The sequence below is a fragment of the Embleya australiensis genome (genome assembly GCF_051903075.1).
In the GTDB taxonomy this organism is placed as follows: domain Bacteria; phylum Actinomycetota; class Actinomycetes; order Streptomycetales; family Streptomycetaceae; genus Embleya.
This window is the reverse complement of the sequence record NZ_CP182424.1, coordinates 19826-44995: the sequence shown is the minus strand read 5'-3', so window position 1 is coordinate 44995 and position 25170 is coordinate 19826. Positions and strand designations below refer to the sequence as shown.

The following is a 25170-nucleotide window of genomic DNA, read 5'->3' as shown; positions in this document are numbered from 1 at the left end:
TCTAGCATGGGTCGGTGCGCGGCTGACGCGCGGGGGGTTCCGTGGATAGCGCTCTCGTTCCGGCTGCCGCAGGTCGTCCGTGAACCGATGAAGAGTTGTGCAAGGCCGCGACGTCCGGGTCTCGGGTCGGAGCGTCGCCTGCGATTGCTCTTTCACCTCGGGAGTTGGGACCGATGATCCTGTTCCGGCGCGACGGGCGCGGATGCCAAGCCGCGCCTGCGCAACGGGTCGTGGCGTTGGGGGTCGACACTGACGACGGTGGTAATGGGGTCTTCGTTTTCGGCGAGGAGGTCGAGACGAACCCAGTACGGCATGACGAACCGGATCCTCTCTCCCTTACGCCCCTTTCCGATTCGGAACCGGCGGAAATGGCCGCACCGCTGGTGTGGGGCCTGTCTGACGCCGGAGGGGAAGCCGTCGCCCTGCCTCACCCGCCCGGCCGCCCGGCGCGCGGCGTGAAGGGCGGGGCCCATGCGCCAGCCGACCTCGACGACGAACGGATCGCGATTCCGCTGGACCCGCCTGCGCTTTTTCTTGGCAGGTTTGACGACGGGCGGGTCGGCGAGGTCTCTGTTGTCGCAGCACAAATAGATCAAAATGGATAGTGCGGGCCGCAGTATTTCCTCGAACATCGCATACACAGCCGGCTTGTCCCGCGCGCGGGACCAGTGCGCTTCCGCGCGAGCGCCGGCGTAGTTCACGGCCTGCGAGACGGTGAACTGCTTGAGTCCGGTTGGAATGTTCATTCGGACGTAGGCCTGGGAGCCCACCTCTGCGGTCTGGTCGTCCAGGAGGTCAACGACGAAGAGCAGCCCGAGACCCTCGATGTCGTCGTCGGTGTACGTCTGCTGTTCGGGAGCCTGATTGAAGCCGAAGACGAAGAAGCCGCGCACCAGCCCGTCCACGCCCTTGTACGAGGCCGGCCAGGGATCCGGCAGGACGACGAGTGGGTTGATGTGAGGGAGCCGGGACAGAACGTCCCCTGGCAGCGCGTCGGTTCGGGACCGGTACAACTCCCCCGCCATGTGCTCGTTGAGGTCGTACGTGACCCGGCCGCGTCGGGCCCACATCCGCCAGATCCCGACGTGGCTGGCCACGTCGACCAGGTCGGCCGCGTCCCCGAGGGCGAGGCCCGCCGGCGGAACGTACGGCCTCACCGGCAGACCTGCGGACATTTGGTCGAGCTGCGGGGCCACCCAGAGGTGGTCGCGACGCAAGGCTCCCTCCTGGTCGACGAGGTTCTTGACGAAAATCTCGTTGATCTCATGCGTCCGAAAGCCGCGGGCATGTCGCTGATTTTGCAAGGAGGACCTCCAGGCCCAGCCGCAGGTATTCCGTCGGCCTGCACTCCGAGGCCGCCCGGGGGAGCGTCAACGGGCCCGTTCCACCGCCGGGGGCGTGGCGGTTGCTCCCGGCAGGCTTCGCGCTGAGTCGCGGACCCGAGAGCGCTCTCCTGGTGGCCGACAGCGAGTCGTCACCCGACAGGGCGTCGTGATCCTCGATGGGGCCGTTCTTCGACGACGACCCGGGAGGCGCTTACGGAGCGCGCGTGGTGACGGTGACGGGCTTACGTCGCGTCACGACCGGGGCCAGCGCCCGCTGAAGACCAGCCGGTCGGCCTCCGCCGAGAGATCTCGCGCGTCTATGTCGGTCAGCCCGACACTGGGATCGATCGCACGAAGGATCACGGGCCACGGATAGGCCGCCACGAGGTCGGGCTCGTCCACGGCCGTGACGATCTGGTCGTCCACCCATGCGAAGGGTCGCTCACCGTTTTCCTGGGCCCACCGGGCGATCTTCAACGTCTTGACCCGTGGCTGACTGAAACCCCAGTGCCACTTGATGACGCGCAGGCTCGGCAGGCCGAGAAGCGGCGCGATGAGACGGTTCGCCTCGTCCTCCCATGAGGTGGCCCAGACCAGGTTGAAGACATTGGCGAGTTCGAGCAGCAGCGCGCGGTGCCCAGGGTTCAGGCGCACCGTCAGGGGACTCCCCGCCCAGTTGCGGGGGCACAGGAGATGCTCGACGTACCCCGGTGGACACGTCTCGCCGACGAACGGGTTCAGGACGCCGTCCACGTCGAGCATGAGGTCCGGCTTGGACGGGTCAAAGGCAATGCTGGACATGGTTCTCCCAATCGTCACGCGATCCCTGGACGGTCGCGCAGCCACTTGATCCACGCGCTCGTCCCCGCGGTCCGCAGCGCAGGTTGTCACGTGGGGTCTGGACGCTCGAAGACGATGTGTCGCGGGGCCGGGAACCCGTAGTGGTCCGTGATCGCGTGAACGACGTCCGCTTCGCGGGTCACGTTCCTCGGAACGTGAACGGCTCGGCCCGAGTGGCTGCTTGCTTCGTAGAACGCCACGGTCGGCAGGCTCAGGAGTCGGTACCGACAGGCACCGGCGTATCCGGCGAACGTCACGATCCGATCCGAGTCGAATCCGCTCTCACGGCGGACCGTGACGGACACCGCTTCGAACTCGGGCGGGGCGATTCCCACGGCGCCGCACGTTGTGGTCGAGACGCTCGTGAAACCCGCACGCTCCAGTCGCTCCGCCCAAGCCTTCAGGGTCGCGTCGTGAGCCTGGCGCCGCGGGCCGGACGCCGGGCATCGCAGATGATCGTCGAACGTGACGAGGATCCCGGCAGTTCCGTGAGATCTCCACGTGACGAAGAAGGGTCCTTCGGCACCTGCCATCGCCTCGTAGGCAAGCCGTATCTCGTGCCGCTCACGATCTTCGTCCGGGAGTGCGGGAAGGAAAGGGTCGTTGGCGAGCATGGTGGACCTCGGGAAGTAGCCGTCGCTGCAACGGGTTTGGCATTCGCGGATGTCGGAGATTTCCTGCGGTGCATTCCGACTCTATGCTACATCGAAAATAATCCTTATACAACAAGCTCGCTGCTTCGTCCCCGTGGACATACGTCACCTTCTGGGAACGCCCTTTGGCGTGACCGGAGCGCGGCCTCCGTTACTGCGCCGTCGCCCGGACTTCCTCGGGGTTCTTGCATCCGGATCGAACGCGGTCGGTGTCCGAGGCACGCCCTGGCTTGCTCGTCGGAAGTGCTCGGTCCGTCCGGTCGCCCTTTCCGGGGCGTGACGTGAATCGCCCCGGCCCAAGGATGCAGGGCCGGGGCGATACGCCGAGAGGGGGCGGGACTACCGGGTGCGAGGTCGGCCGGGCTTGCGATCCCATCCCTTCTCGAAAGTGCGCACTTCCGCAGCCAGGTAGAGGGCTCCGCAGCGCGGATGCGCCACCTTCTTGGGGAAGTCCGGGTGATCGCTCGCGAGTTCACGAACACGCCGGGGACTCACCTTCAGGCACTCGGCCACCTCGATGCCACCCCAGAGTTCGGGGACGCGGGGTCGCAGTGCCTCGACGCGTTCGAAATCCTGCCACGACGTGACCTCGACGGCGACGACGGTCTCGCCGAGGCCCGCGGCCCGAGCCGCGTCGGTGACGAGCTGCAGGGCTGCGTCCACGGCGTTGCGCAGATCGGCGGCCTCGAGCGCGATCCGGGCGACGAGGGTGCCTGCGTCGGTAGTCCCGACCGCCGGGGAGTTGTCGGCAAGGCGGGTGCTGACCACCAGAACTGCGGATTCCGCAGGACTGCCTTCGATTTCGACGCGTGCTGCCCACTCGGGCATGGCGGGTGTTCCTTCCTGTGGCTGAGGCGGGAGCGATCTCCCCGGGCGTGCCTTGCGTCCGGGGAGATCTGCGGATGTCACGGTTCGAAGCCTGCCTTTTTGAGGATCGCAAGGGCATTCAGTATGCCCCGGTGATCGGAAGGCGTCGCGGCCAGCACCACCACGAGCTGTTTGCCCTTGTACACCTTGTGGTGATTGGAGGCCCGCTCGATCCTGAAGTCTTGCTTCTTCAAGGCCCGGAGCAGCTTGTTGATGTCCTTCTTGGATCCCATGACGGTCTCTCCCCCTGTCGTCGGCAAGTCCAAGTCTATCAAAAACCCTCCCTAAAAGGGGGGTTAATTTGATGTGCCCGACCCGACTCGCCGGTCCAGGCTGTGACGCGCGTTCGTGGTGGTTACGCCCGAGTGCGAACCTCGCCCAGGTAGGGCGATGCACAGCAGAGGCGACCGAATCCATCTGCTGGGCTGTGCTGCGGCGCCTACACCTCACACTCCATCCGCCCGGTGTCGATGACGGGCCGGAGGCGAGCATGAGGGTACAGGCGGTCCAGGATCCGTTTTGCCGCCACGCTGGCACCGTCGGGGTATGCAAGGCAGGGCTGTCCCACGGATTCCAGGACGGTCAGCCCGAGCTCGGGCCTGGCGTACGCGACACGTCGCAGGCCCTCGTGCAGGTGTTTGGAGTCGACGAGCAGAAGCCGGCCGGGGCCCTGACGATCCGTGGCCAGACGAGGCAACGCGATCATGCCCTCGCTTCCGGTGCGGCGTGCGTGATCGAGGCAGGTGTAGGCGAGAATTTCGTCCGGCGCGGCACGCCCTGCGAGGCGATTCACCATCACGGACGCGTTCCCGTTGCGTTCGAGAAGCCCGAGCGTACGGAACTGACTCGACAACATGTCCTCCAGGCCGGATCCGCGGCGGCCGGTGGAATCGGGGTCCTCCCTGCTCACGTACATGTTTCCGATGGCCCACACATCCCTGTCGAGCGCCTGGGCGCCCGGAGCCGTCCACTTGCGCTTCTCGCTGTCCAGGGCTTCCGCTTGCCGTGATGTCGCCGCACGCAGGACTGAACGTCTGAAATGCTCCCAGTCCACTCGGGTAGTTGGCGTGTGTCCGAACAGGTAGAGCCAGCTCGGCACGTGGCACGGGTGTGCGGTGAGCAACCACCAGTGCAGGAGCCACAGGCTGCCGAAATCCTCCAGATAGGGATCGGCGCCGTCGACATCCAACAGCCAGCGACCTCGCGAAGTAGGTCTGTATGAGCCTTTGCGTTTGGAGGATGCTTCGATCAGACCGAATGCATGGGCCCAAAACTTCATGGACCGGACCATGCTGGAGCCGACGCCGAGCGTGGTCGGGGCGTCTTCGCGCGTGAACGCGAGGGGATCGGCCAGGAGGGTTTCGTGGACCTTCAAGAGCCAACCGTATCGGGGAACGTAACTGCCCTGACGTCCGAATGCGCGCAGGCAGTGCGCGAAGGGGGACGAGTCATCGACCACAGTGAAAGGCCTTTCGTTCCTGGTTCGTGAAGGTCTGGAGGGATTTCGCTTGGCTGCGGTCGTCGGTGCGTGCGGGCCGCCCGTCTGAGGGCCCGCGCCACGAATGATCGTCCTGGTCGCGGCCGCACCGGCACCCCATCGTCGGGGTTGAATCCGCCGCCGGTGACGCAGCCTCGCCCCGAGGCATGGCCCCGAATGGGGCCGCACATGCATGTCTCGACTCGAGGTGGCGGGTGGGCCCGGGTCGATGCCCGTCGGGGATCGGGTTGGGGAGGGCCCAATTGTCGGGGCCTCCCCGACAAATAATGTTGGTACGTGAAAAGTAAGCTTTATGTCATGCCGTTAGTGCGTTCTATGGAACGCGGACGCGGGCGTCGGGCGGGCCGCAGGGTGCGGACGCAGCCCGAGCATGGCGCTCTCCGGGCTACGTGCGTGCGCGGTACGAATCACGCGATCCGCCGTCGTCCCGTCCAGCACTTGTTCTTCGAGTCCCACCACGACTGTGCTCGAAGGCGCTCGACATCGGGGGCGTACGCCTCGTCGAAGTCGGCAACTCCTGGGCGCGGGGGAACGGGGACCCGATTCCCCTCGGGTGTGGACGCGGTGAACCAGCCGAGCGCGATGGCACTCTCGGGGGTGCTGTCCAAGGACCGCCAGCTGTTCCGAATCCCGCCTTCCGCTCGGCAGGCGACACCGGGTTCGAAGACGTCGCAGGCGGGATAGTTCGGGCGCAGATCCAAGCCGCGTCGACGGGTTCGCTTGAATCCGCACTTCAGGCGAATGCTCCCGTCCTTGAGAGCTCGGGCGACCAAGAACAGACAGCTCCCGCACGTCGGAGGCGGTCCTTCCCCTTCTTCCTGGCGCAGCAGAGGCCGGCCGGTTGCCGGGTGAACCCCGGCGTCCAAGTGCTGTTGCACAAAGCCTCGTCCCACCTTCATGGTGTTCCTTTCCTTCGGAGATCTCTGGGTTCTTCGATGCGCGGGTGTCAATCCGTGGCGTCTCGGTCGTCCAAGAGCGCCGCACAGCGGGGCCGGAGGGGGCAGCCCGGCGGAGAGGCCACGCGGGTCGGTGCGAGGCCGTAGCCCAGGCCATCAGTTCCCGCAGCACGACGTCGGCAACCGAGCACGGCCACGCCGAGACCTGCAACGGCGCCTTGTGATGCCGCGAGGAGGCGGCCGATTTGAACAGAGGGCGCGTGCTGGGGCGATCGGTCGGAGCCGTTGCTCTCGACGACCCGTGATGTCGAGGGCCTTGTCCTCAGCCGCGTTCGGAGCCCGCCGGACGGGGCTGCTGCCGTGCTTCCCGGCGGGTGTCGCGCAGCCTGCGAAGGGAGTTGGTCATGGGGATGTAGCGAGGGAGGGGGGCCGGATCATCCAGCAACATGTTCAGCTTTTGGTAGTAACGGACGGGAAGAACTTCGAACTCTTTCCAGATCTCGGCATCCTTCACAGTGGGCGAGACCGGCGGGTGGCGGCTCCAGTGGGTCAGCTCGAACTCCAGCACCGCGTCCGCCGAGAGTCGTGAGGGGGTGCTCGGCGTCGACGTCGGATCGGACGGAATGGGCATCGTGACCTCCACAAGGGTAGTCCGGAGTGTCGAAGGATCGAGCGCTTCCTGGACCGTCGCCTGGCCGGATGCGCGCCTGCTGGGAGCGGGTTACGGGCGTACGGAGCGACTCGAACCTGACGATCGTACCGTGAAAGAGATCTTTATACAACATCATGATTCTCGTTGCTGGCCCGAACGTGAGCGCGCAGGCCTTCATGGAATTCGTCCAGCGCAATCCGCGAGCGAACGGCCTCCTCGATGGCTGTCCACACCCGCCCCCGCGAAGGGTCCTCGGGAATGTTGGGCTCGCCGCGGACTCCGAGAACCGTGAAGACCCGGTCGTCCTGGGGCGGTCGATTGCGGTGGAGGAGGATCACGGTCGGCGTTCCGTGTCCGGGGATGTAGGCCCCGCTGGTATCGATGACCATGCGCATGTCGAAGTCGGGAAGGTATTCCTCGACGAACCGACGTCCGAACTCCCGTTTCATGAACGAGTTCGCAGTGAGCTGTGCGATGCGGCCGCCAGGTACGGCGAGTTCGAACATCAACTGGCAGAACGGCAGGGCCAGCGAGAATTTTCCGTGCGCGACCCGTGGGTAGGCCGCGCGGATCCGCGCTCGTACCTTCGGGTCGGACGCGATGATGTACGGCGGGTTGCCCACTACGGCGTGGTACTGCCCACGCTCCAGCAGCGGGATGCCTGCGCCCAGCAGCGAGTCGCCGGCAACCACCTGGATCGGCCACGCTGTGGGAACTGCGTCGATCCGTCCCCTCAAGATCGCCGCAGTGGTGGCGAGCAGCCGGTACCGGGACAGAGCCACGGCATAGGGATCCAAGTCCACCCCGTGAACCGTCCGCAGCGCGCGCTCAAGGGCCCCCTCCGTGGACGGCCACCCACTTGGGCCGCGACCCGGAGGCCGATATACCCGAGCTGAATGGAACGCGGTGACCAGGATGTGCCCGGTTCCGCAGGAGGGGTCGATCATCCGGACCTCGGCGGGGCCCACGTCACGAGTCGCAGGCTGCAGGGCAAGATCCAGGAGCAACTGCGCGATCCAAGGCGGGGTCTGGCACAGCGCCCGGCCCTTGCGAGCCTCATCCGACAGCGCCTGGTAGGCGTTCCCGAGTTCGAATCCGTCCACTCGGTGTGGGCCGTCGACCGCGGGGTGGCTGCGCCAGAAATCTGTGGCTGCGAGCCAGGTGGACTGACTCGGGAAGGTGTCCCAGACGTCGACCACCTGCCCGTCGGCAAGCATCTCAAGGGCGGGATGAGCCAGCGCGAGCGACTCCAGCACTCGTCGCGTGTCGTCTGGGCACCTGGGCGATGGCGTGTCGACCAATCCGTACTCGACGGCATGCATGGCCCAGGCCATTCCGTGGGCCCAGGACACGGCCGCGCTGCCGACTTCGCGCTGCATATGGATGACGAGGCGCCTGTATAGACGGTGAGGGAGTGTGGGGGAGTGCATCGAAGGTCTCCGGAGTCAGTGCAAGGAACGGGCATCCGTTCTCCATGGCGACGCGCGGCATGCATGAGGGACGCGTGGTGTGCCTTCCGGAACAGCAGGGTCCGCGCAACCGGCGGCAGTGACCACGACTGTCGTGCAGCCACCGAGCCGCGACGCCGACTAATCGTACTCAAGTATCGTACTTTATAAAATCTGACCGGTCTGTCGCGCCGCAGTGGCGAGTGCGGGCAGTACGACCGACGCGTCGACGTCCTGGTCGCGGGCGCTGCTCACTGCATCCGGGAGCGTGCGCACCGCCGCGGCCGCCTGCCCCTCGCGTAGGAACTTCGGCGACTTGCCTCTCTCGACGTCGGCACGAACGATCAGATGGGACGCGGCGGGTTACCGCGAATCTGCGCCCGAATCGCCAGGATCGTTGGTCGTACACCCCTGCGCCCGTGCGAGAGGGTTCTGCGACGGTTGCGCACATGCACGGATGCCCTGCGTCCGGCTCGCCGACGCGGTCAACGCCACAACCGGCTCAAGCGCGTAGCCCTATCGGAAAGCCAGTGCCGCACCCGCGCCGGAAAATCCATCGTCAACCACGTCCTGCGGTTCGTCCTGGGGCCCTGCTGTGCGATTTTCTCGACGTGCCCACCTTCACCGAGAGCCGGGCGGCGGCCACCACCAGCGGAGACGAGATGAGGTTCACCTCGATCCTGCGCGCCGCCCATCGAGAACGGCTCCGCGTCCGCGTCCAACTCGGTGGCTTGAGCAGTGTGACACCGCTGTCGGCGCCCTTGCCGTCACCTGCGCGACTGTGCGGGCTCGGCTACCGGGCGCCCTCGGGAGATCATGCTGCGGCACCGGGAGGAACACGAGGTCATCCGGCACAGCCGCGCCGAGCAGCAAACCGATACCTGGAAGGACCGCTACGCGAAGGCAGCATCTCCGAAGGGTCCAACGCTGCGGACTGCGCAGATTCCGCTACCGGGGCCTGGCGAAGGCAGGCCTTCAGTACCAAAACTGCCCGGCGCTGCCATCAACCTCGCCCGCATCGACGCCCACCTCACCGAAACACCACGGGCCGACACCCGAACCAGCCACTTCGCAGCGCTTCGCCCCGCCGAACAAGTCGACGGGGCGAAGCAGGAACTGAATGAACCAACAGCGTCATGCCGGGGGCGGCCCCGCTACGTGGAAGAGGAACAGCTCAAGTTTGGCTCTGCTGCCAGGGGAACTCTCTCTTCAGAACATAGTCGTTGATCGTTTTCCGGGTCCACATCAACTCGGGCACCACGGGTCGCTTGCGATCCCCGGGAACACGGTCCGGCCCCGGGATTTGACCTCGGTACATGTAGGAGGCCATCGTCGTCCTGGGAACGGGCTCCTCCCCTTGGACGTTGCCGAGGATCTCCCCGAACTCACTCAGGTCCAACAGGTCGTCCGGATCGCCCGCAGGCGGCTCGTTCACGACTCTCGGCTTCGGCGCCTGGTACCGGCGGTTCTCGGTCCGGTGGGGCCGATGCTTCTTCACCCAAACGTCGACCTCGTTCGCATCCCAGCGCCGCCCAGTGACTTTGGCAGGGAATCCCGGCCGTTCTGACCAAGCTTTGGCAGCCGACTCGTGCACGGTGTATCTCAGGGCCAGATCTTTGAGACCGAGCGTTTCGCCCTGTTCGATGCTGGGCCGCACGCCCGGGCGGGGCGCGGGCTCCGATGGGGGAGTCTCTTGTCCGAGGGCCTGGACGCGATCGTCGGCCGGCGGGTTGGCACGGCGAGCGACGATGGTCTCGCCTTGCGGCTTACCGGGCCACGACTGGGGACGGTTGCCGCGCACCCACGCGTCGACCTTCACCGGATCCCACTCGCCGGGGCCAACCGCGGCGGGAAAGTTGAGAAGACGCGTCCATGCCTCCACCGTCTGTGCGCGCTCGCCGTACCGCTCGGCGATGCCTGCCTGATCGATGCGTTGGGTGCCGGCGCTGCTGCTCATAGTCGTTCCTTCGTCTCGTAGGCCGAGCGGCGCAGGTGCAGAAGGGCGTCGCCTCGCGCAGTTCGGTCGGACATCGCTAGTTCGGGTTTGTGCGCCAACGGGCGTTCTTGCCGACCCGTCCAGGGCGACGGACGAACCTGTCCACGGTGCTGAGGTACCACGAGTCCTCGGTGACGGACGGAATCCCGCCGTCGCCGGGCGTTCGGTCCGCCTTGGCTAGCAATCCTTGCGAGAGGTAGTTGACCAGGGAGGACTCCTTGAGCGGTCCCTTGCCGTAACGCCGCACCTGGAAGTCGAGCTCGCCGATGTCCTTCAACGTGAGCAAAGTTGTCGGATCACCCTCGGGCAACACCAGATCGAGCAACGGCCGTTCGCGTGCTTTCGTATCCTGCGAAGGTTGCGGCGCGCTTTTGGGACGGCGGACACGCTGTCGTGGCCTTTGGAGGTATTGGTTCACAGACCTCCGGGTCCACATGGCCTCTTCCACCTGGGGGACGAGACCGTCCCCGGGCACGCGATCCGGCTTGGAGAGAATCCCCTTCGACATGTAAGAGCGCAGGGTTTCCACCTTGATCGGGTCGCGGCCCAGGAGCCTTCCCTCGATGACGCCGATTCGACGGAGCGGAAGCAGGTCGTCGTCGTCGCCCTCGGGGGGGTTGAGCGACGACTTCCCCTTCTTGAATGCCGATCCGCCCTTGAATTTGATCCAATGGGCCGCGCGATGCCTCATCACCCAGGCGTCGACTTCGTCGACCTCGAAGCGCTTGACTGATGTGCGACCGCGCACGGGAGAGGGAAACTCTTCCTCCGCCGTCCACTTCCGCACGGTGTGCTGGCTGACCTGAAATCTCTCGGCCAATTGGGCGATCGTCATCTGGCCGGACGAACCCGCGGTGATCATCATTTCTCCCTGAGACGAGTGCGGTCGGCTCGTGGCCTCGGCCGTGGGATCCGCGGTACCACGAACATGTGACCGAATGGTTGGGGCGAGTGCCGACCCCTCGTTGAGCAAGCTGCAGGTGCCACGTAACGTACCTGAAATCTCAGACTTATGCATGGTCTGGCGGGTGCAACGCGATGGGCCCGGTCGCTCGCGGCAACCGGGCCCATCAACGGGAAGGCTTTGCGCTCCCCTCACTGCGTATGTCCTGAAGCGCGGACTGCTGCGCGTTCACGTTTGGCCGCGAGTCGGGCGTCCGCGGCCTGTTGGAGAGTGCCAAACGTCGCCCGACCCTGACGCTTGAGCAAGTGCGGGATGTTGTTCGCCGGGATCCCTACGTGCTCGGGACCCAGGACCGCCAGACGATCGGAGGTCGTCTGGTCCGCATACCCGGCGGCCTCAAGAGCGGCCACGTCCGGGAAGACGTCGGCGTGCCGCTCGATCTGCGGATCGATGAGGTGGTCTTCACGGCCGCCGAAACTGTAACACCACAGAAAATTCGAGGGCGGTTTCCGGGGATCTTTCAGCCGTTCCGGATTTTCCTCAACCAGGCGGCGAAACCTGCTGATCTCCTTCGTGTAGCAATAGAACGTCACAGTCGGAGCACCCCGGGCCAGGCGAAGCCAAGCGCGAAGATAGGAATCCGAGAAAAAGTCACCCGAGTCGTGAATTCGCACCCACTTTCCCTGGTAACGGTCGTGCTGCAACTCGTCGGACATTCGCGCTTCCCACAACTCGGGCGTATCAAGGATCATTTTGAGGTTCCGCTCGTGAGCGGCGAGAACCCCAGAAAACCTGTACGTGCCCGTACGCGCGTAGCAAAGCTTGGCGCAGATGCCTGCCGTGGGACAGGTATTGTAGACGCGACCGTCATCCAGTCGACCGGCCCACGCCGGAAGAGACCATTTGAACGTGCCTTCCCGGCGAAGCTCCGCGTTTCCCTGCGTGAGCAACCACCGAGACGGCACACGTGGCAACCGAGACGCGCTCACAGGCGCCCTCGTTCGCCGCGCGGCTCCTGCCCCCAGGGGTCAGGACAGCCGTCGTGGGGACGGATACAGGCATGGATGCCCAGCGCCGTGATTCCGCCCTCCGCATGAGCGCCAAGGGCAAACGCAGTGATCAGGGCGGCACGAGCTTCCTTTTGACCCGTTCCCCCGTACTGAAGAACGTCGCCCTGGCTGGTGATCAGGTCGGTGACGCGCGTCCGCTGGGCCGCGAACTCCGCATCGGTGAAGCCCTGCGCGATGCGCATCGGAACGAACGTAAGCAGGAAGTCGGCCAGGCCGTGAGCGAAGTTGACCGCACGCTCGCCGGTCAACTTGGGATCCAGAGGGACACGGACGACTCGGCCGAAGGGGCCGAATGTTCCGGATTTCATCACAGACTCTTTCGGTAGTACGGAACCGGCAACCTCGTGATGAGGCGGCACGGTGGAGGCAGCGCCGTGCTTGTTCGGTCGCCGACGACCACGGAGGTGCCCGCATTAGGGCCGCGAGCGGCCTGCTGCCGAGCGACGGCATCGTCGAGTGGGACGGGGGGACACTCCGGCAACGACCGCGTTGTTCAGGCGCGGACGGGCGCCAGGTCGGCCCGAGCCCGCCCCATGAGCAATTCACGCACGACGATCGCGATCCGCTCGTGCGTCCACTCGGCGCCCAGGGCGCGAATCAGCGCTGGCGGTGCCGCGGCACCGTCTCCGCCAGCGGGTGCATGAACCCACACGCCGCGATCGTCGGCCTCGATCCACGCGAGTGCGGGCTTACGCCGGGTCGGGTGACGCTTGGTCGGATAGCCGACATTGACGTGACGTGCGATCAGTCCGGGGCGGGCCTGCTTCGGAGGGAGGTCCGGCGTAGCGAAGGTAGGCGAGTACGGCATGCCCACCGCCACGCCTCGCAGCGCGAATGCCATGACCACCGGGTCCGCAGCCCAATCGGGCAACGTCAGAGATGCGGCCGCTCGGAAGGGCGCGGCGACGGAGAGACGCACTCCCGAGCCGTACTCCTCCATGAGGGCGCGCCACCCCCACAGCCGGTCCCGATGGGAGATCTCGACGCCCCGCATCGGGACCTCGGGCCTGTCCGGATAGGGGACGGCACTGAAACCGTCCAGGCTACGGACTTGGTACATGAGGGAGCAGAGCCGCTCGGGAACCGATGGGGTCAGCGATTCAGTCGAGGTCACCGGAGTCCTTCGAGGTTGTGGCCCCGTCGTTCCGAGGCTCGCGTGGAGTGCCCGGTGCCGGGGAAGTGCCCACCCGGCACCGGGCGGTCGAGGGGCCTGTCGTCTGGCCATCGATGCGGGGCGATCGCGCTCGGTGCGGCGTTCAGGGGTTCAGGGGTTCAGGGAACCGTGTGCGGTCAGGACGGGGCATTCGGATTCGCCGGCCGTCTGGGCGGGGAAATCGTTCGGGATGCGGAACGAGGCGGTCAACGACAAGTCGTGCTGGCAGCAAGCGCACTGTTCGTCGGCGAACCGGCGCGCGGCCCGCTCCGCTGCGCCCACGGCATAGGAATCCGTGATTCCCGTGGCGTGTACGACGAGTCCGGGCTTGAGGTCGCTCGATCGCCAGGTAAAGACACACAACACACGAACGAGAGACATATCGAACTCCTTTGAAGGTCGCTTGCGGCCGAGCGCCCATGGGCTCAGCGCGTGTCGCGGGACTGGACGGGTTCCGGGGAAAGCTGGCACGGACCCGCCGTGCTGTCGCGTCGGCGACCCCGGGCGGGGCGCTCGCGAGGTGGCGCGACGGGGCCGGTCGATGTCCGGGATGAGCCCCGATAGACCGGGTGCTTGGCGCTGTACATAGCGGCGTCCGCCTCGTGCAATGTGGCGGAGAAGGGTTGGCCGGCCTTCCTATGGGCGACTCCTATGGAGGCACCTACGCGCAGTACACCGTTCTTCCAAGGGATGGGCGCGGTCAATGCAGCGTTGAGCATGTCGAGTTCGTGGGAGACGTCGCGCGAGGCGGCGACGACGAATTCATCGCCTCCGAGACGTCCGGCGGTGCCGGCCGATCCGATCCACGCGGTGAGACGCCTGGCGATCTCCTCCAGGACCGCGTCCCCGGCGGCGTGGCCAAACGCGTCGTTGACGGATTTGAAACCATCGAGGTCGATGAGAAGCAGCGTGCGGGTCGAGGGGACGTCGGCCGCACGGGTCCAAGCCGCGCGGGTGAACAGACCGGTGAGCGGACATGTGCGTGCCTCGACGCGCACTCGGTCGAGTTCCGCACGGGTTCGCCTGAGCCGATGGCGCAGTACTTGCACGTACGCCGCTGATCCAGTGGTGGAGACGATGGCCACGGCAGCCAAGAGGTTGGGGTACAAGTCTCGTCCCTCCTGATTCGGGCATGGGGCCGAGCAGGCGTGCGCTGGTTGCATGGCCGCTGTGGCGGGCTCGTGGTCGACGCTCCGACCTCGACATAGCTAAGCGTACATGAAAAGACATCTTTATACAATGACTAATCGAACTGCCTGCGCGAACCCCCATCGGACCCAGGATGCGGCGGGATGCCTGCCAGCCCCGCGCGGAGGCTGCGACGGCGGGGTATGCCCGGCCGCGTCGGACATCGAATGATCGGACGTCGTCGAGCGACTGCCCGGAGGAGCCCGGGGGATTCGTCCATTGAAGCTCCGGGGCGGGCCCTGCGGAGTCGGAGTCGAGTGCCTGAAGGAAGGCCCGACCGCAGGACCCCACAGATTTGCCCCCGCCCGCAGCATCGGCGACCGCTTCCAGTGGGACTACGTGCTGTAGGTTCCTCTCTGATTTGTCGATCAAGGCGGCCCGGGCCCTGGGGCGGGATTCAGAGGACTGTCCGGGTGTCTTGTCGGCGCGTTCGCGCCGATGATCTGTCGTTTCCTTGGTTCACAGGTCCTCGGAGGCCGTCCGACAGACCACCGCGACGCGTGACCTGCAAGTTCCACGGGCTGCCGACAAGTTGATGACGAATCACTTGGATAACGACCAGCGGAAACGCGTCCCGTCTCATCGAAGTTGCGCGCGCTGCGTTCCACCGATCTTGCGCTTCCCTCGGCGACGGCAGCGCTGGCGCGCGGATCGGGCGAGGCGGTCGTTGTACGACCTGCGGGCTTCCCGTTGATCTTGCGCACGCGCAGAACGAGCGCAAGATCAATGGGAAAGCGCAAAATGAGGTGGGAACCTACAGCATGTGTAGGTTCCCTTCGCATCTTGCGTCCGGCGGCCCGTCGACCAGCGGAAACGCGGTCCGTCTCACGGAAGTTGCGCGCGATGTGTCTCACGGACATTGCGCATTCCTCAGCGGTCGCGGTACTGACGTGCGGACCGATCAGAGCAGCGCGGCGCGACCTGCGGCTTTCTCGCCTCCCTTGCGCCGCGCGCAACGACGGCGCAAAGCCGGTGAGAAAGCGCAAAATGGCATGAGAACCTACAACATGCCCGTTCATGCGATATGTCGCATTGCAACAACCTGGTTTGCCCACCACGAGATGGGCTTGATCCGCACGTCGAGACCGGTGCGTGGAGCCTCGATCACTTCACCGTTGCCGATGTACATGCCGACGTGTTCCGGTCGTGCCGCACTGCCGACGGAGAACAGCAGGTCGCCGGGAACGAGTTGGTCGATGGACGCCACCGGGGTGCCCGAGTGGACTTGGTCGTACGTCACTCTCGGGAGATTGACGCCTGCGCTGGCCCATGCGTATTTCATCAGGCTGGAGCAGTCGCAGCCGCCGTTCGACGCGTGGTCGAAGGGCGGCCGGCAGTCGCCTCCGTACTGGTAGGGCGTGTTCAGCGCCGTCTTGGCGGTGGCGATCGCTCGGTCCGCGCCCTCGGAGCCGGGGGGTATGGGCATCGCGCCCTGTTCTCCTTGGGCGGTCCATTTGGTGGTGAGCTCACGGATCTTCTTGACGTAGTCGCGTGTCTGTTGGTACGGCGGGACGCCACCGTGTTTGATGACCGCTCCGGGGCCGGCGTTGTACGCGGCGAGCATGTTGTCGGTCGCGTCGCCGGCCACCTTTGCTACCTGGCCAGCCAGGGAGCAGTCGTAGGCCACCTGCGAGGGGACGTTGTCCTTGGGGTCCCAGATGTCCTTGTCGCCGTCGCCGTCTCCATCGACGGCCTGCGTTGCCCAGGTCTCGGGGATGAACTGGGTGAGGCCGTAGGCAATCTCCGCACCGGTTTCGGGGTCGTGCGAGATGGATTGGGGGTCGAAGCTGCTTTCCGCCTCGATCTGGGCGGCGATCAGCGAGGGTGTGACCTCGGGGCAACCGAATCGCGTGACCGCGTCGGTGATCAGGGGACGAAGCCAGGCGGGGACACCGGAGTCGTTGGAGATGCCTCCGCCGAAGCCCGCCTTCTCCATGGGCCCGCTCGTGTTGTCGTTTCCGATGGCGGACAGGAGGGCGATGATGGCGGCCAGGAGGATCCCGACCAGGAGGGTCCCCAGACAGCCGAGCGTGGCCATGATCTTCTTCATCATCGGCTGCGCCTAGCCGTTGGGCAGCGCGGCCACATGCCACACGCCGCTCGTGTCGCGCCGCAGTTCGAGGGCGACCTGTTCCTCGGTCGTGACCGAAGGGCCGGCCTGCGGGGCGACGGTCATCCGGTAGAGCACCCTCGCGAACGCGGTGTCGTCGGTTGTGTCGGGTGCGCCGTCGGGGATGGTGACACGGAAGACCTGGGCGCTGATACGGGCCCGCTTCTCGGCCCACCGCTGCCACTGCCTGGACGCGGCATCGCCCGCTTGGCGCAGGTCGGCGGCCAGTGCGGGCGCCGCGAACGCGGCTGCGCGGCGTCCAGAATCCCCGGGTGCGTCTCCTCCGGGTCGGGTGTCCGCGGCGACCCAGGCGACGACGAATCGCTCGGCGACCGCAGTGACCTCGTCGGGGAGGAACCGTGGTCCCGACGTGAGTTGTTCGTCGTCGCGTCCAGGCGCAGGTGGCCGGGTGGAATCGACCGTCACGCTCGTGAGCGCGCCGGGTGTCACGCTGGTCGGCGCGGAGTCGCTCGACGGTGGAGTCGCAGACGCGGTCCTTTCGAGGACTACCGGTTCCGGCACGTTGTGGGTCGGCTGGGATTCGTAGAGGGCCCACGCCCCGACGGCGCCGAGCATGGCGGCGCCGGTGAACAACGCGGCGGTGCCGGACAAACGTGAGCGGTGGGTTCTGGTGCGTGGCACGAGATGACCTTCCGTGTGGCCTTTGCAGGTACGCAGTCGCGAGCGGGTTCCGGACGCCCGCTCGCGACCGCGGCGTGTCAGGGTCCCGGCGGCCTGGTCCCGGGAGAGTTGGGAGGACCTTGGGGACGTGTCGCGCGCCGAACCCTGCGAGTCGCCCCGGTGCCGGGAGCCTGTGGTCCGCGTGGAGGCTGCGCGCCGTGAATATTGGCGGGGCTCGCCGGACTCACTGCCGGGGGCGGGGGAGGTGAACTCGGCGGGGGCGTGGGAGGCGATCCTCCTGGAGCCGGGGGTGAGCCGGGGGGCGCTGCGGCAGGTGGTTGGGCCTGCGCGAGACGCGCGACGGCCGCGGTGGTGGGTCCGGGCGATGGCGGAGTAAGCGGCTGTGCCAAGCGGGCTTGGATGTTGGCGCCATTCCCGACCGCAATCGCTCCCCGCCCGACGTTGACTGCCTGCCGGGCGGCGAACCGACCGGCGACGCCGACGTTGTGCGCCCATTCGGAGCCGAACGTCTTGGCCCCGTCCCACGTCTGGCTGGCGCGGCCCCCGGCCGCGATCAGCGTGGATTTCACCTGCTGGGCCCGTGCGGTCGCCGCCCTGGCTCCTCGCCTGGTCGCCGCGACCCCGTTGGGCATACCCAGGGGCGCCCCCAGGGCTAGGCCGGCGAACTTGGAGGCCTTCCACCCGTATTTGCCCGCGACGCCGACCGCCTTGCCGGTTGCCATAGTGACGCGGCCGCCTCTGGTCCGGGACATACGGTTCGAAAGGCGGTTCTTGAGCGTCTGCCGTGCGGCGCCTTGGGCGGCGACTCTGGCCGCTGCAGCGGCACCGCCGGTGCCGACGACCGCCGCGGCGCCCGCGACGCGCTTCGCCGCGGAGCGCATACGCCCGCCCTTGCTGCCGCCCTGCGGACTGCCCACCCACAGCTGCCGCGCGGTGCGGCCCGCCCTGCCGAGGGGCCGGGACACCTTGCCTGCCTCGTCGCGGGCCTCGCCCCAGAGTTGCTTGAGGCCGGGGGCCGTCTCGCCGTATCTGTAGTTGTTGAAAACGGAGCTGCGAGAGCCCCCGACCCGGGCGTTGGCCAACTTGCGGTTCAGGTTCGTGGCGACGCGCTGCGCGTTCTCCTTGATCTTCTTGTGGCCGGCCAGGGCCGCGATGGCCGCGATGTCGACGGCCATGAACTTCTTGGCGAGGACGGGACCGGTCTCGGCCTTGAGGAGGGCGAGGACGATGAGGATGAAGATCGCGAGGAAGATGATCGCGAAGAAGACCGACAGGATGGCCTTGACGATTGCGGAGACCCAGCGCCAGAGCACACCGCGGCCGCCGCCGGGCAGGATCCCCGCGCACAGCGCCCAGTGGCCGCGGATGGACTCGAACGCGATCCACCCCTGGGCGCTCAGGAACCCACCCGTGACAAGGACCATCAGGATGGCCACGATCACCGCGGCCACGGCTACGAACAGGGCGCTGAACGCCAGGTCGGCGGAGGCCCGCTTGGCCTTGGGGTCGCCCTTGGTGCCGCAGATCTTGCGGAATTTGTCCGTAGCGGCGACCAGTTGTTCGTAGTAGGTCCGGTCCTCGCTCGGATTTCCGCTGAGCATGCCCTCCCAAAACGAGAGCCCCGTGTGCTCGTAGTTGTAGAAGACGAGCTTCGCCTTGCCGAAGGCCTCGGCGCACTCTCCCTCGAACACCCTCCCGTAGAGCATCAGTTGATTCGGTTGGACGATGAAGGCCCGCACGATGGGGTCGGTGATCCGCTTGCTCACCGCTTCGGGCCTTGCTTCGCTGTGGCTCGGGTCGTTGGACAGCATCAGGTCCGCGAGTTGGAGAGACAGGTCTCGGGCCTTGCCCAGCACACCGTCGTCCGACATCAGCAGTGTCGACGTTGGGCGTCCGTCGACGGTGGGGTCCGGCAGTACCTTCTCGGTACTCCCCTCCCTCTTGGGTGGGTTCCCCATCAGGACCTGGGCGGGGGAGGCGAAGACCGTCACGGCGAGTGCGGCGACGACCAGGGACATGCCCGCCTCCGCGTAGCCGCGGCTGCGTTCCTTGAACATGATCAGATAGCCCGCGTAGACGCCGGCGATCGTCATGAAGGTGGCCGGGAGGCCGAGACGGTGGAACAGGACTTCTCGAACGGTGTTGGCGATCTGCTCGGCGGGCACCACCATGATCTTCGCGAGGCCGAAGCCGAGGGCCCAGTCGATGAGCCAGCAGGCGAAGCCTATGGACCACTTGGCGATCGAGAAGAACACCTGCGCCACGATGTTCCAGATCTTCAGATCGATGTCCTTCCAGCCTCCCGTGTCCGCCTTGACGGTGTAGGCGGAGATCGGGACGCCGTACTCGTCCTTCACGTTGAAGGGCTGGAGAAGGCCGTCTGATCCGTCCTCGGGCGGCCGCGTGAGGTCGATCGGCGGCTTTCCACTTGGGCTTCCCGGCGGCGCGCTGGCGGTGGGCATCTGGGGCGGTGTGGGCACTGCGGTGGGCGTGGATCCGTCGGGTGGGCGTGGCACGGAGGTGTCGGCCGGCCCGGGGGACGTACCGCGGTTGCAGATGTCTTTCGCCTGGTCGGTAAGCAGGTCGCACTCGGGTTTGCCCGTCGGAGCGTTGCCGGGCCCGGGAGTGCCTTGTGGCTCTGGTGCGCCGGGCGTGGGCTGGGCCGGTGAGGGCGGGGGTTGGCTCGGGTCGGCGAAGGCGATGGCCGTGAAGAGTGCCAGGAAGACGGCGACGGGCACCACGATCAGGAGGAGACGAAACCGTCGTCGCTTCGAGGACGAAGCCTTATCCGTCCGGTAGGGCCCCTTCACGTCGTGCTCTTTTCGAGGGGAGGGATGGCGGTGGGCGCGTCATCGGCGTCCGTGCCACCGGGAGTGGTGTGGATGGCGTCGGCGGCTGCCTCGTCCGCCGGAATCAGGACCTTCATCCCGGCAATGCGCTTGCGCAGGTCGCGGTACAGGCACTCGCCGGAGCGCAGGAGACGTTCGGTGTCCGAGACGTTGATCGGCGAGAGGTTCTCGGTCAGGAGCTTGAGCATGCCGGGGTCCTCGGGGTCCAGGTCGAGGAACTCCAGGCACCGCCCGGCGAGAGCCTTGCCGCGGTGGCGGAAGACGAAGACGTGCGACAGCAGGGAGCGGATCTTGTCGCCGATCTCGGACCGGGGTCCGATGTCGTAGGGGTCGTGCGAACCCGCGAAGGCACCGGCGAAATGCTTGCGTCCGTCCGCGATGAGCTCCAGCAGGAGGTTGGAGCCTTCGGCGGAACTGGTGAGCCACCAGCATTCGTCGAGAAATACTCCGCAAAACTCCTGCGGATTGGAGAACGCGATCTCCCGGCACAGCGCGGTGATCAGGTACATCAGCCGCCACCCGAACCTCTTTTCCACCTCGAGGCTGGGCAGCCGATGCTCGGAGAGTTCTTCTTTGGTGGGCAACCCGATTCGGTCGACCGCGAACACGATGGAGTCGGCGTCGCTGACCTGGACGACGGGCAGGGCGCGGTCGAAGATCACCCTCCCCAGGTCCTTCTTGGCCAGGGCTCGCATCGTGCGCACCAATTCGGACGCGGCGGCCCGCACCGCGCTGTCGTTGGGCTCCTCCGGGTCGGGAGTCTTGGCCCGGGTGTTCAAGGTCTCGACCAGGGCGCTCATGCTGGGGTCGGGGCCGCGTCGGGTGGCCTCGATGGCCTCGGCCAGGGTGACGCCCTCGATGCTCATCGAGCCGATGTCCAACAGCGGCGTCAAGAACGACTCGGTGTAGCGCGCTGCTCGAGGTCCGCGGAAGACCCGCAAGGGGTCGAGGGAGATGCCGGCGTTCTCGTCGAGCTGGATGATCTGGGTGGTGCCGGGACAGGCGGCGGTGAATCGGCTCCACTCCTGCTGGGGGGTGCGGTCGATCACCAGGGCGCGGCCGCGGGAGTTCGCGGTGCCCTCGCGATGGCCGGTGGACAGGATCGAGTGCATCGCGGTCTTCATCGCGACGGACTTGCCGCTTCCCAGCTCTCCGACGAAAGCGGCCGAGGCGGACGCGTTGACACGCGGGCCGTGGCTGAAGTCGACCAGGACGGGCCGGACTCCGCCACCGGACAGTTGCAGGCCGAACAGGGAACCGGTGTCGTCGCCGAGGGACGAGCCGCAGAACGGCATGGCCATCGCGAAATCGCGGGCGAGCATGTACTGGGTGTAGTCCAGGACCGGCCTCGGGGTCTTGATGCCCGGCAGCATGGCGTGGAAGAGCGCGACCTGGTCGCCGACCGGTCGGACCAGGGTGTACTCGTTTCCGCCGAAATGGTTGGCCAGGCTGGCCGCCTTCTCGTTCGCCTCGTCGGGATCCGCGCCCCACACACACGTGATCACCGACGCGCGGATCTCGACCTCGGTCTGCGACGCGGTCAGTCGATCGCGGTACTCGTCCAGCGCCTGACTGGCCTTGCCCAGCGATGCGGGTGCCCCCGCAGTCTCACCGTCGTACTCCTGGTACTGGTGGGCGAGTTCGCGCTGCTGACGGCGGGATTTGGGCTCGGCCTTGGCCCCCGTCTCGATGTGCAGGCGCGCGGCCCAGTCGATCGGGAAGCCGAAATCGTCGAGCGCCGCCAAGTACTCGCTCCCCGGGAAGAGGAAGGCCTCGGGCATTTCGCTGAGCACGGAGAACGCCTGATAGCCCTCGCCATGCTCGGTGACGGCCTTGAGATAGCGGTGACGGAACGGGTTCGTGGGAGACCGCGACGTGCGGTCTCTGCGGCCGCCCTCGTCGAGGACGACCTGGGTGTGGGCGGCGATCGTGTGGCCGCGTCCGAGCAGGGACCTCGGAGAGCCCTCCTCGGGCAACAGGGGTTCCTCGACGCCCCGGCGGGCGCTGTGTCCGTAGATCCACAGGATCTCCGCCTCGGTGGCCGGGCGGAGCCTGATCCCCGAGGGCCACGAGGCGGATACCCGGGCGGCCTGCTTGATCCGACTGTCCTCTTCCTTGGCACTCACCGGCGTGATCGGCAGGCCCAGGGCAGCCATCACACCCGTCTGCGCCGCGGAAGCGACGGCGCGGGCGGTCTCCTTGACGTCGGTATGCGCCAGTGGCACTGCCAGGAAGTCCACGCGACCGGTGAGCTCGAGATCCTCGAGCTGGTCCAGGACTTTCAAGGACAGGTCGATGTACTCGGGGGATTTATCCAGGTCGACGCCGGCCGTCATGCGGGTGACGACAGACGCGGCGTCGACCTGGGGGCACAAGGACAGCAGGAGCACCTCGCCGCGCAAAGCCTTGAAGAGAGCCTCCAACGCGTCGAGGCGTTCCCTCTTGGTGGCGCGTGATGCGTGGGTGTAGTTCTCCGTGTCGACCTTCCACACGCCCCATACCGCGGCGTTGGTGGTCCAGATCAGGTGGCCGCTGATGTGCCGGATGGGCAGACGCATGGAAAGTCCTCTGGAAAGCGACGGAACGGGTATACGCGGCGGGGGTCAGCGCTCGTCGAGCGAGGCGAGCAGGCCTTGCAGCCCTGTGCGTGCCGCAGGTACCTGCACGCTCGCGTCGCCCACGTCGGCGTCCCGACGCGGCGGCGAGGCAGTGGTCGGTCGTGCCGGGCGGGAAGAGGCGTGTGTACCCCGACCGGAGGTGGCGCCGGCCGGCTCCCGGCTCGGATCACCGGCAGGCCGCTCGTCCTGGCGTATCCGAACAGAGCACGCGGCGCCGAGTACTTGTTGTCGCGCCCTTCGCTGAGGTCGGCCCGCCAGTCGACCGTCGGCGGGAGTCGACGCGTAGGTCATCAGGCTCCGCAGAGCCCGTGCCGGATCCCTTCCGTCCAGGCGGGCATAACGCAGCACCCATGCCAGGCCCCACGGGACAACGACCATGACCAGAACGTTCAACAGGCCGAAGCGGGCCCATAGTTGCCGGGTGATCACGAGCACGACGAAGACCACGACCATGGTCACGATCTGGGTGATCGTGTAGGGACCGCCCGGGAGCCGCCCGGCCCCCGGAAGCTTGCCGATGACGAGCGGGTGTTTGCGCGCGCGTGTGTAGGACCGCCCCACGAGCTCCTCCTCGGAGGCGGTCACAGCAGCGTCCCGAGATCGGCAGGCCCCTGCACCCGGACGTGCATCACACTTATCGACACGCCCGCGGACTGCTTCTCGTCGATCTCCGAGCCCACCTTGTCGCGCAGGCTCGGCATGTTCATGATCCCCCAGAGCACCAACGCTCCCAGGACGAAGGCCACCAAGGTGGCGACCCAACTCTTGGTACGCCAGTACGCGCTGAGGACGGCGATGACGACCATGACGCCGGCCACCATCTTGACGAGGACGTCGATCGCACTGGTCTTCTGGGTCGCCCAGGTCAGTACGTCGCCGGCCAGGACGATGGTGTTGGGGTCGTTGACAGTGTTCATCGTGGATTCCCTTGCACTAGGAACTCTGAGGCGCCGACGGGGAACCGCCGGTGCCGCTGGTCGGAGGCGCCGCAGATTCGCGCGGAGCAGGGGGCGAGGAAGCCGACGCGCCCAGGGAGGGCGCGGCCGACGCCGGGGCTGTGGGGACGGGTGCGGGAGCGGGCTTGGCGTCCGGTCGCAGGATGGGGGCGTCGTCGAGGAGAGCCACCTCCCAACGGCCGCCGCGAGACCGCAGCTCCAGGGCGTACGTCAGCGGGTACCGCGCGCCGAAGGCGTCCAGGGCGTCGACGCGAACCAAGAGCCGCCGCAACGCCCCGTCGGCCGGGACCTTTTGGTCCGCCACACCGGTGGAGTCGTCGTCGACACTTGTGACCTCGACATCGGTGTAGGGACTGGGGCTGATCGGCCGCAGCCTTACGCCGGGCGAGGTGTAGCGATCGAGCTCCCCACGTCCGGCCAGGTATGCCTGCAAGAAAGAGCGGGCGGTGCCGGTGGCGGGATCGGAGGCACCGCTGCCTCGCGAGGTGACGTAGCCCAATCCGCTGGGCTTGAACGCGGCAGGCGCGGCCACTTGTGCCGGCAGCGAGGTGGCTGCGTATCCCACTTGCGCATCGCCCGGGGCAGCGGTGCCCCCGGCGGCAGCCGGTCCAACGGCCTGAACCCCGACCCGATAGAACTGCACGCCCGCGTCGACGACCTCGCCGGCCTTGTTCCGCAACCCGATTCGTACGGCCACCGTGACCGACCAGTAGCCCGGCTGCACTTCTCGACTCGAGACGATGACCGTGCGCGTGGCCGTTCGCGCGCTGGCGTTGTGGCCCAGAACAACCGAGCCGGCGTAGTACGGGGCGAGGCTGGCCTCGGTGCCGTTGCCGGCTTCCACGTAGGCGGCCACATAGAGCAGGGCGAAGCCGGAGGGGCCCGTGTCGGATGCCGCAGGCGGCGCAGCCGCCGCCCTGGGGGCGGGGTGGGCCTGACCGGAAGAGCCCGAGAGCGCGGCGATTCCGAGCAACGGGCCCGACGCGACCAGAGCCCACGCGCCGAGCCGCGCCAGGCGGGCCACGCCCGAGAGCGTCGTCGTGTTCGTGCGCCATCCGGCGCTGCTGGCCTCGTACGGCGTTGCGTCTTCGTCCGTTTCGACCAGGACGTCGCCTTGCCGGGAGGACTTCGTCTTCTCCCGATCGCGACGCCGCAACTTCACGACGCGCTCCGACGGTCGCCTCGTGCGGTGAGGAGAGCGTGGATGCGTGCGCGCAGTTCCTCGGGGGTGCGGCTCAAGAGAGCGTCCCAGGACTGAAGGGCGGGTTCGGAGTCGTTGTCCAGGAACGCGCGCAGCGCCTCGTGCAAGTCCCGGTCGAGTGGCTCCAGGACCAAGGCGGCGGCCAGTCGGGTGACCTGTCGACGCGCCGCGGCGACGCGGGACTCGTCGTCGTCGAGGAGCCCGCCTGAGGGCTGAACGGCAGGAACAGAGGGCTTGGACACGTATGTACTCCCGGGTGAAGGCCACATGGACGTGGGTGGTGCGTACGGATCACCTCTAGAGG

The 25170-nt window shown here is 67.0% G+C and carries 23 protein-coding genes and 1 pseudogene; 1 reads left to right on the top strand and 23 read right to left on the bottom strand.

All coding sequences use genetic code 11. The features are described from left to right. Positions 1 to 152: 152 nt before the first annotated feature. The 8 genes from ACMXN5_RS49000 to ACMXN5_RS48965 all read right to left on the bottom strand — a co-directional run bounded on the left by ACMXN5_RS49000 (position 153) and on the right by ACMXN5_RS48965 (position 8110). The gene (locus tag ACMXN5_RS49000) at positions 153 to 1304 is read right to left on the bottom strand and encodes a hypothetical protein (protein ID WP_439681494.1); all 1152 of its coding nucleotides are present in this window, start codon (positions 1302 to 1304) and stop codon (positions 153 to 155) included. A gap of 273 nt (positions 1305 to 1577) precedes the next feature. Further along, a complete protein-coding gene (locus tag ACMXN5_RS48995) occupies positions 1578 to 2126 on the bottom strand; it encodes an HAD domain-containing protein (protein WP_439681493.1) in 549 nt (182 codons plus the stop codon). Positions 2127 to 2212: 86 nt separating this feature from the next. Next, the gene (locus ACMXN5_RS48990; RefSeq protein ID WP_439681492.1) at positions 2213 to 2779 is read right to left on the bottom strand and encodes a hypothetical protein; all 567 of its coding nucleotides are present in this window, start codon (positions 2777 to 2779) and stop codon (positions 2213 to 2215) included. 378 nt (positions 2780 to 3157) lie between these two features. Then, a complete protein-coding gene (locus ACMXN5_RS48985) occupies positions 3158 to 3646 on the bottom strand; it encodes a hypothetical protein (protein ID WP_439681491.1) in 489 nt (162 codons plus the stop codon). Between the two features lie 77 nt (positions 3647 to 3723). After that, positions 3724 to 3918, bottom strand: a complete 195-nt coding sequence (locus ACMXN5_RS48980) for a hypothetical protein (protein WP_439681490.1) — start codon at positions 3916 to 3918, stop codon at positions 3724 to 3726. A 206-nt stretch (positions 3919 to 4124) separates the two neighbouring features. Next, positions 4125 to 5357, bottom strand: a complete 1233-nt coding sequence (locus tag ACMXN5_RS48975) for a DUF4007 family protein (protein WP_439681489.1) — start codon at positions 5355 to 5357, stop codon at positions 4125 to 4127. A gap of 1044 nt (positions 5358 to 6401) precedes the next feature. Then, on the bottom strand, positions 6402 to 6710 hold the full coding sequence (locus ACMXN5_RS48970) for a DUF3263 domain-containing protein (protein WP_439681488.1): 309 nt from the start codon (positions 6708 to 6710) through the stop codon (positions 6402 to 6404). 143 nt (positions 6711 to 6853) lie between these two features. Continuing rightward, positions 6854 to 8110: an Eco57I restriction-modification methylase domain-containing protein gene (locus tag ACMXN5_RS48965; protein ID WP_439681487.1), complete on the bottom strand. Its 1257-nt coding sequence runs from the start codon at positions 8108 to 8110 to the stop codon at positions 6854 to 6856. 825 nt (positions 8111 to 8935) lie between these two features. On the opposite strand from ACMXN5_RS48965, the pseudogene ACMXN5_RS48960 reads away from it, so the two are divergent. Next, positions 8936 to 9303: pseudogene (locus ACMXN5_RS48960) on the top strand (transposase); the annotation flags it as partial. A gap of 50 nt (positions 9304 to 9353) precedes the next feature. On the opposite strand, the gene ACMXN5_RS48955 reads toward ACMXN5_RS48960, so the two are convergent. The 15 genes from ACMXN5_RS48955 to ACMXN5_RS48885 form a co-directional block, all read right to left on the bottom strand. After that, positions 9354 to 10136 carry a hypothetical protein gene (locus ACMXN5_RS48955; RefSeq protein WP_439681486.1) on the bottom strand — a complete coding sequence of 261 codons (783 nt, stop codon included), beginning with the start codon at positions 10134 to 10136 and terminating at the stop codon, positions 9354 to 9356. A gap of 76 nt (positions 10137 to 10212) precedes the next feature. Next, entirely contained in the window at positions 10213 to 11040 is an 828-nt protein-coding gene (locus ACMXN5_RS48950) for a helix-turn-helix transcriptional regulator (protein ID WP_439681485.1), read from the bottom strand. Between the two features lie 230 nt (positions 11041 to 11270). Continuing rightward, entirely contained in the window at positions 11271 to 12068 is a 798-nt protein-coding gene (locus tag ACMXN5_RS48945; RefSeq protein ID WP_439681484.1) for a GP88 family protein, read from the bottom strand. Continuing rightward, positions 12065 to 12457 carry a hypothetical protein gene (locus ACMXN5_RS48940; RefSeq protein ID WP_439681483.1) on the bottom strand — a complete coding sequence of 131 codons (393 nt, stop codon included), beginning with the start codon at positions 12455 to 12457 and terminating at the stop codon, positions 12065 to 12067. Before ACMXN5_RS48940 ends, ACMXN5_RS48945 begins: the two co-directional genes overlap by 4 nt. A 185-nt stretch (positions 12458 to 12642) precedes the next feature. Further along, positions 12643 to 13263: a hypothetical protein gene (locus ACMXN5_RS48935; protein WP_439681482.1), complete on the bottom strand. Its 621-nt coding sequence runs from the start codon at positions 13261 to 13263 to the stop codon at positions 12643 to 12645. A 150-nt stretch (positions 13264 to 13413) separates the two neighbouring features. Continuing rightward, positions 13414 to 13683, bottom strand: a complete 270-nt coding sequence (locus ACMXN5_RS48930) for a hypothetical protein (protein ID WP_439681481.1) — start codon at positions 13681 to 13683, stop codon at positions 13414 to 13416. Between the two features lie 44 nt (positions 13684 to 13727). Then, positions 13728 to 14411 carry a GGDEF domain-containing protein gene (locus ACMXN5_RS48925; protein ID WP_439681480.1) on the bottom strand — a complete coding sequence of 228 codons (684 nt, stop codon included), beginning with the start codon at positions 14409 to 14411 and terminating at the stop codon, positions 13728 to 13730. A gap of 1094 nt (positions 14412 to 15505) precedes the next feature. Then, on the bottom strand, positions 15506 to 16543 hold the full coding sequence (locus ACMXN5_RS48920; protein WP_439681479.1) for a C40 family peptidase: 1038 nt from the start codon (positions 16541 to 16543) through the stop codon (positions 15506 to 15508). Between the two features lie 9 nt (positions 16544 to 16552). After that, positions 16553 to 17242 carry a hypothetical protein gene (locus tag ACMXN5_RS48915; protein ID WP_439681478.1) on the bottom strand — a complete coding sequence of 230 codons (690 nt, stop codon included), beginning with the start codon at positions 17240 to 17242 and terminating at the stop codon, positions 16553 to 16555. Positions 17243 to 17319: 77 nt separating this feature from the next. Continuing rightward, entirely contained in the window at positions 17320 to 19704 is a 2385-nt protein-coding gene (locus tag ACMXN5_RS48910) for a hypothetical protein (protein ID WP_439681477.1), read from the bottom strand. A 344-nt stretch (positions 19705 to 20048) separates the two neighbouring features. Further along, the gene (locus ACMXN5_RS48905) at positions 20049 to 22649 is read right to left on the bottom strand and encodes an ATP-binding protein (RefSeq protein WP_439681476.1); all 2601 of its coding nucleotides are present in this window, start codon (positions 22647 to 22649) and stop codon (positions 20049 to 20051) included. Positions 22650 to 22694: 45 nt separating this feature from the next. Next, a complete protein-coding gene (locus ACMXN5_RS48900; RefSeq protein WP_439681475.1) occupies positions 22695 to 23294 on the bottom strand; it encodes a TcpE family conjugal transfer membrane protein in 600 nt (199 codons plus the stop codon). Beyond that, the gene (locus tag ACMXN5_RS48895; RefSeq protein ID WP_439681474.1) at positions 23291 to 23626 is read right to left on the bottom strand and encodes a hypothetical protein; all 336 of its coding nucleotides are present in this window, start codon (positions 23624 to 23626) and stop codon (positions 23291 to 23293) included. Before ACMXN5_RS48895 ends, ACMXN5_RS48900 begins: the two co-directional genes overlap by 4 nt. Positions 23627 to 23642: 16 nt before the next feature. After that, a complete protein-coding gene (locus ACMXN5_RS48890) occupies positions 23643 to 24827 on the bottom strand; it encodes a conjugal transfer protein (protein WP_439681473.1) in 1185 nt (394 codons plus the stop codon). Next, positions 24824 to 25108 carry a hypothetical protein gene (locus ACMXN5_RS48885; protein ID WP_439681472.1) on the bottom strand — a complete coding sequence of 95 codons (285 nt, stop codon included), beginning with the start codon at positions 25106 to 25108 and terminating at the stop codon, positions 24824 to 24826. The genes ACMXN5_RS48890 and ACMXN5_RS48885 overlap by 4 nt, the downstream gene beginning before the upstream one ends. Positions 25109 to 25170: the final 62 nt, after the last annotated feature.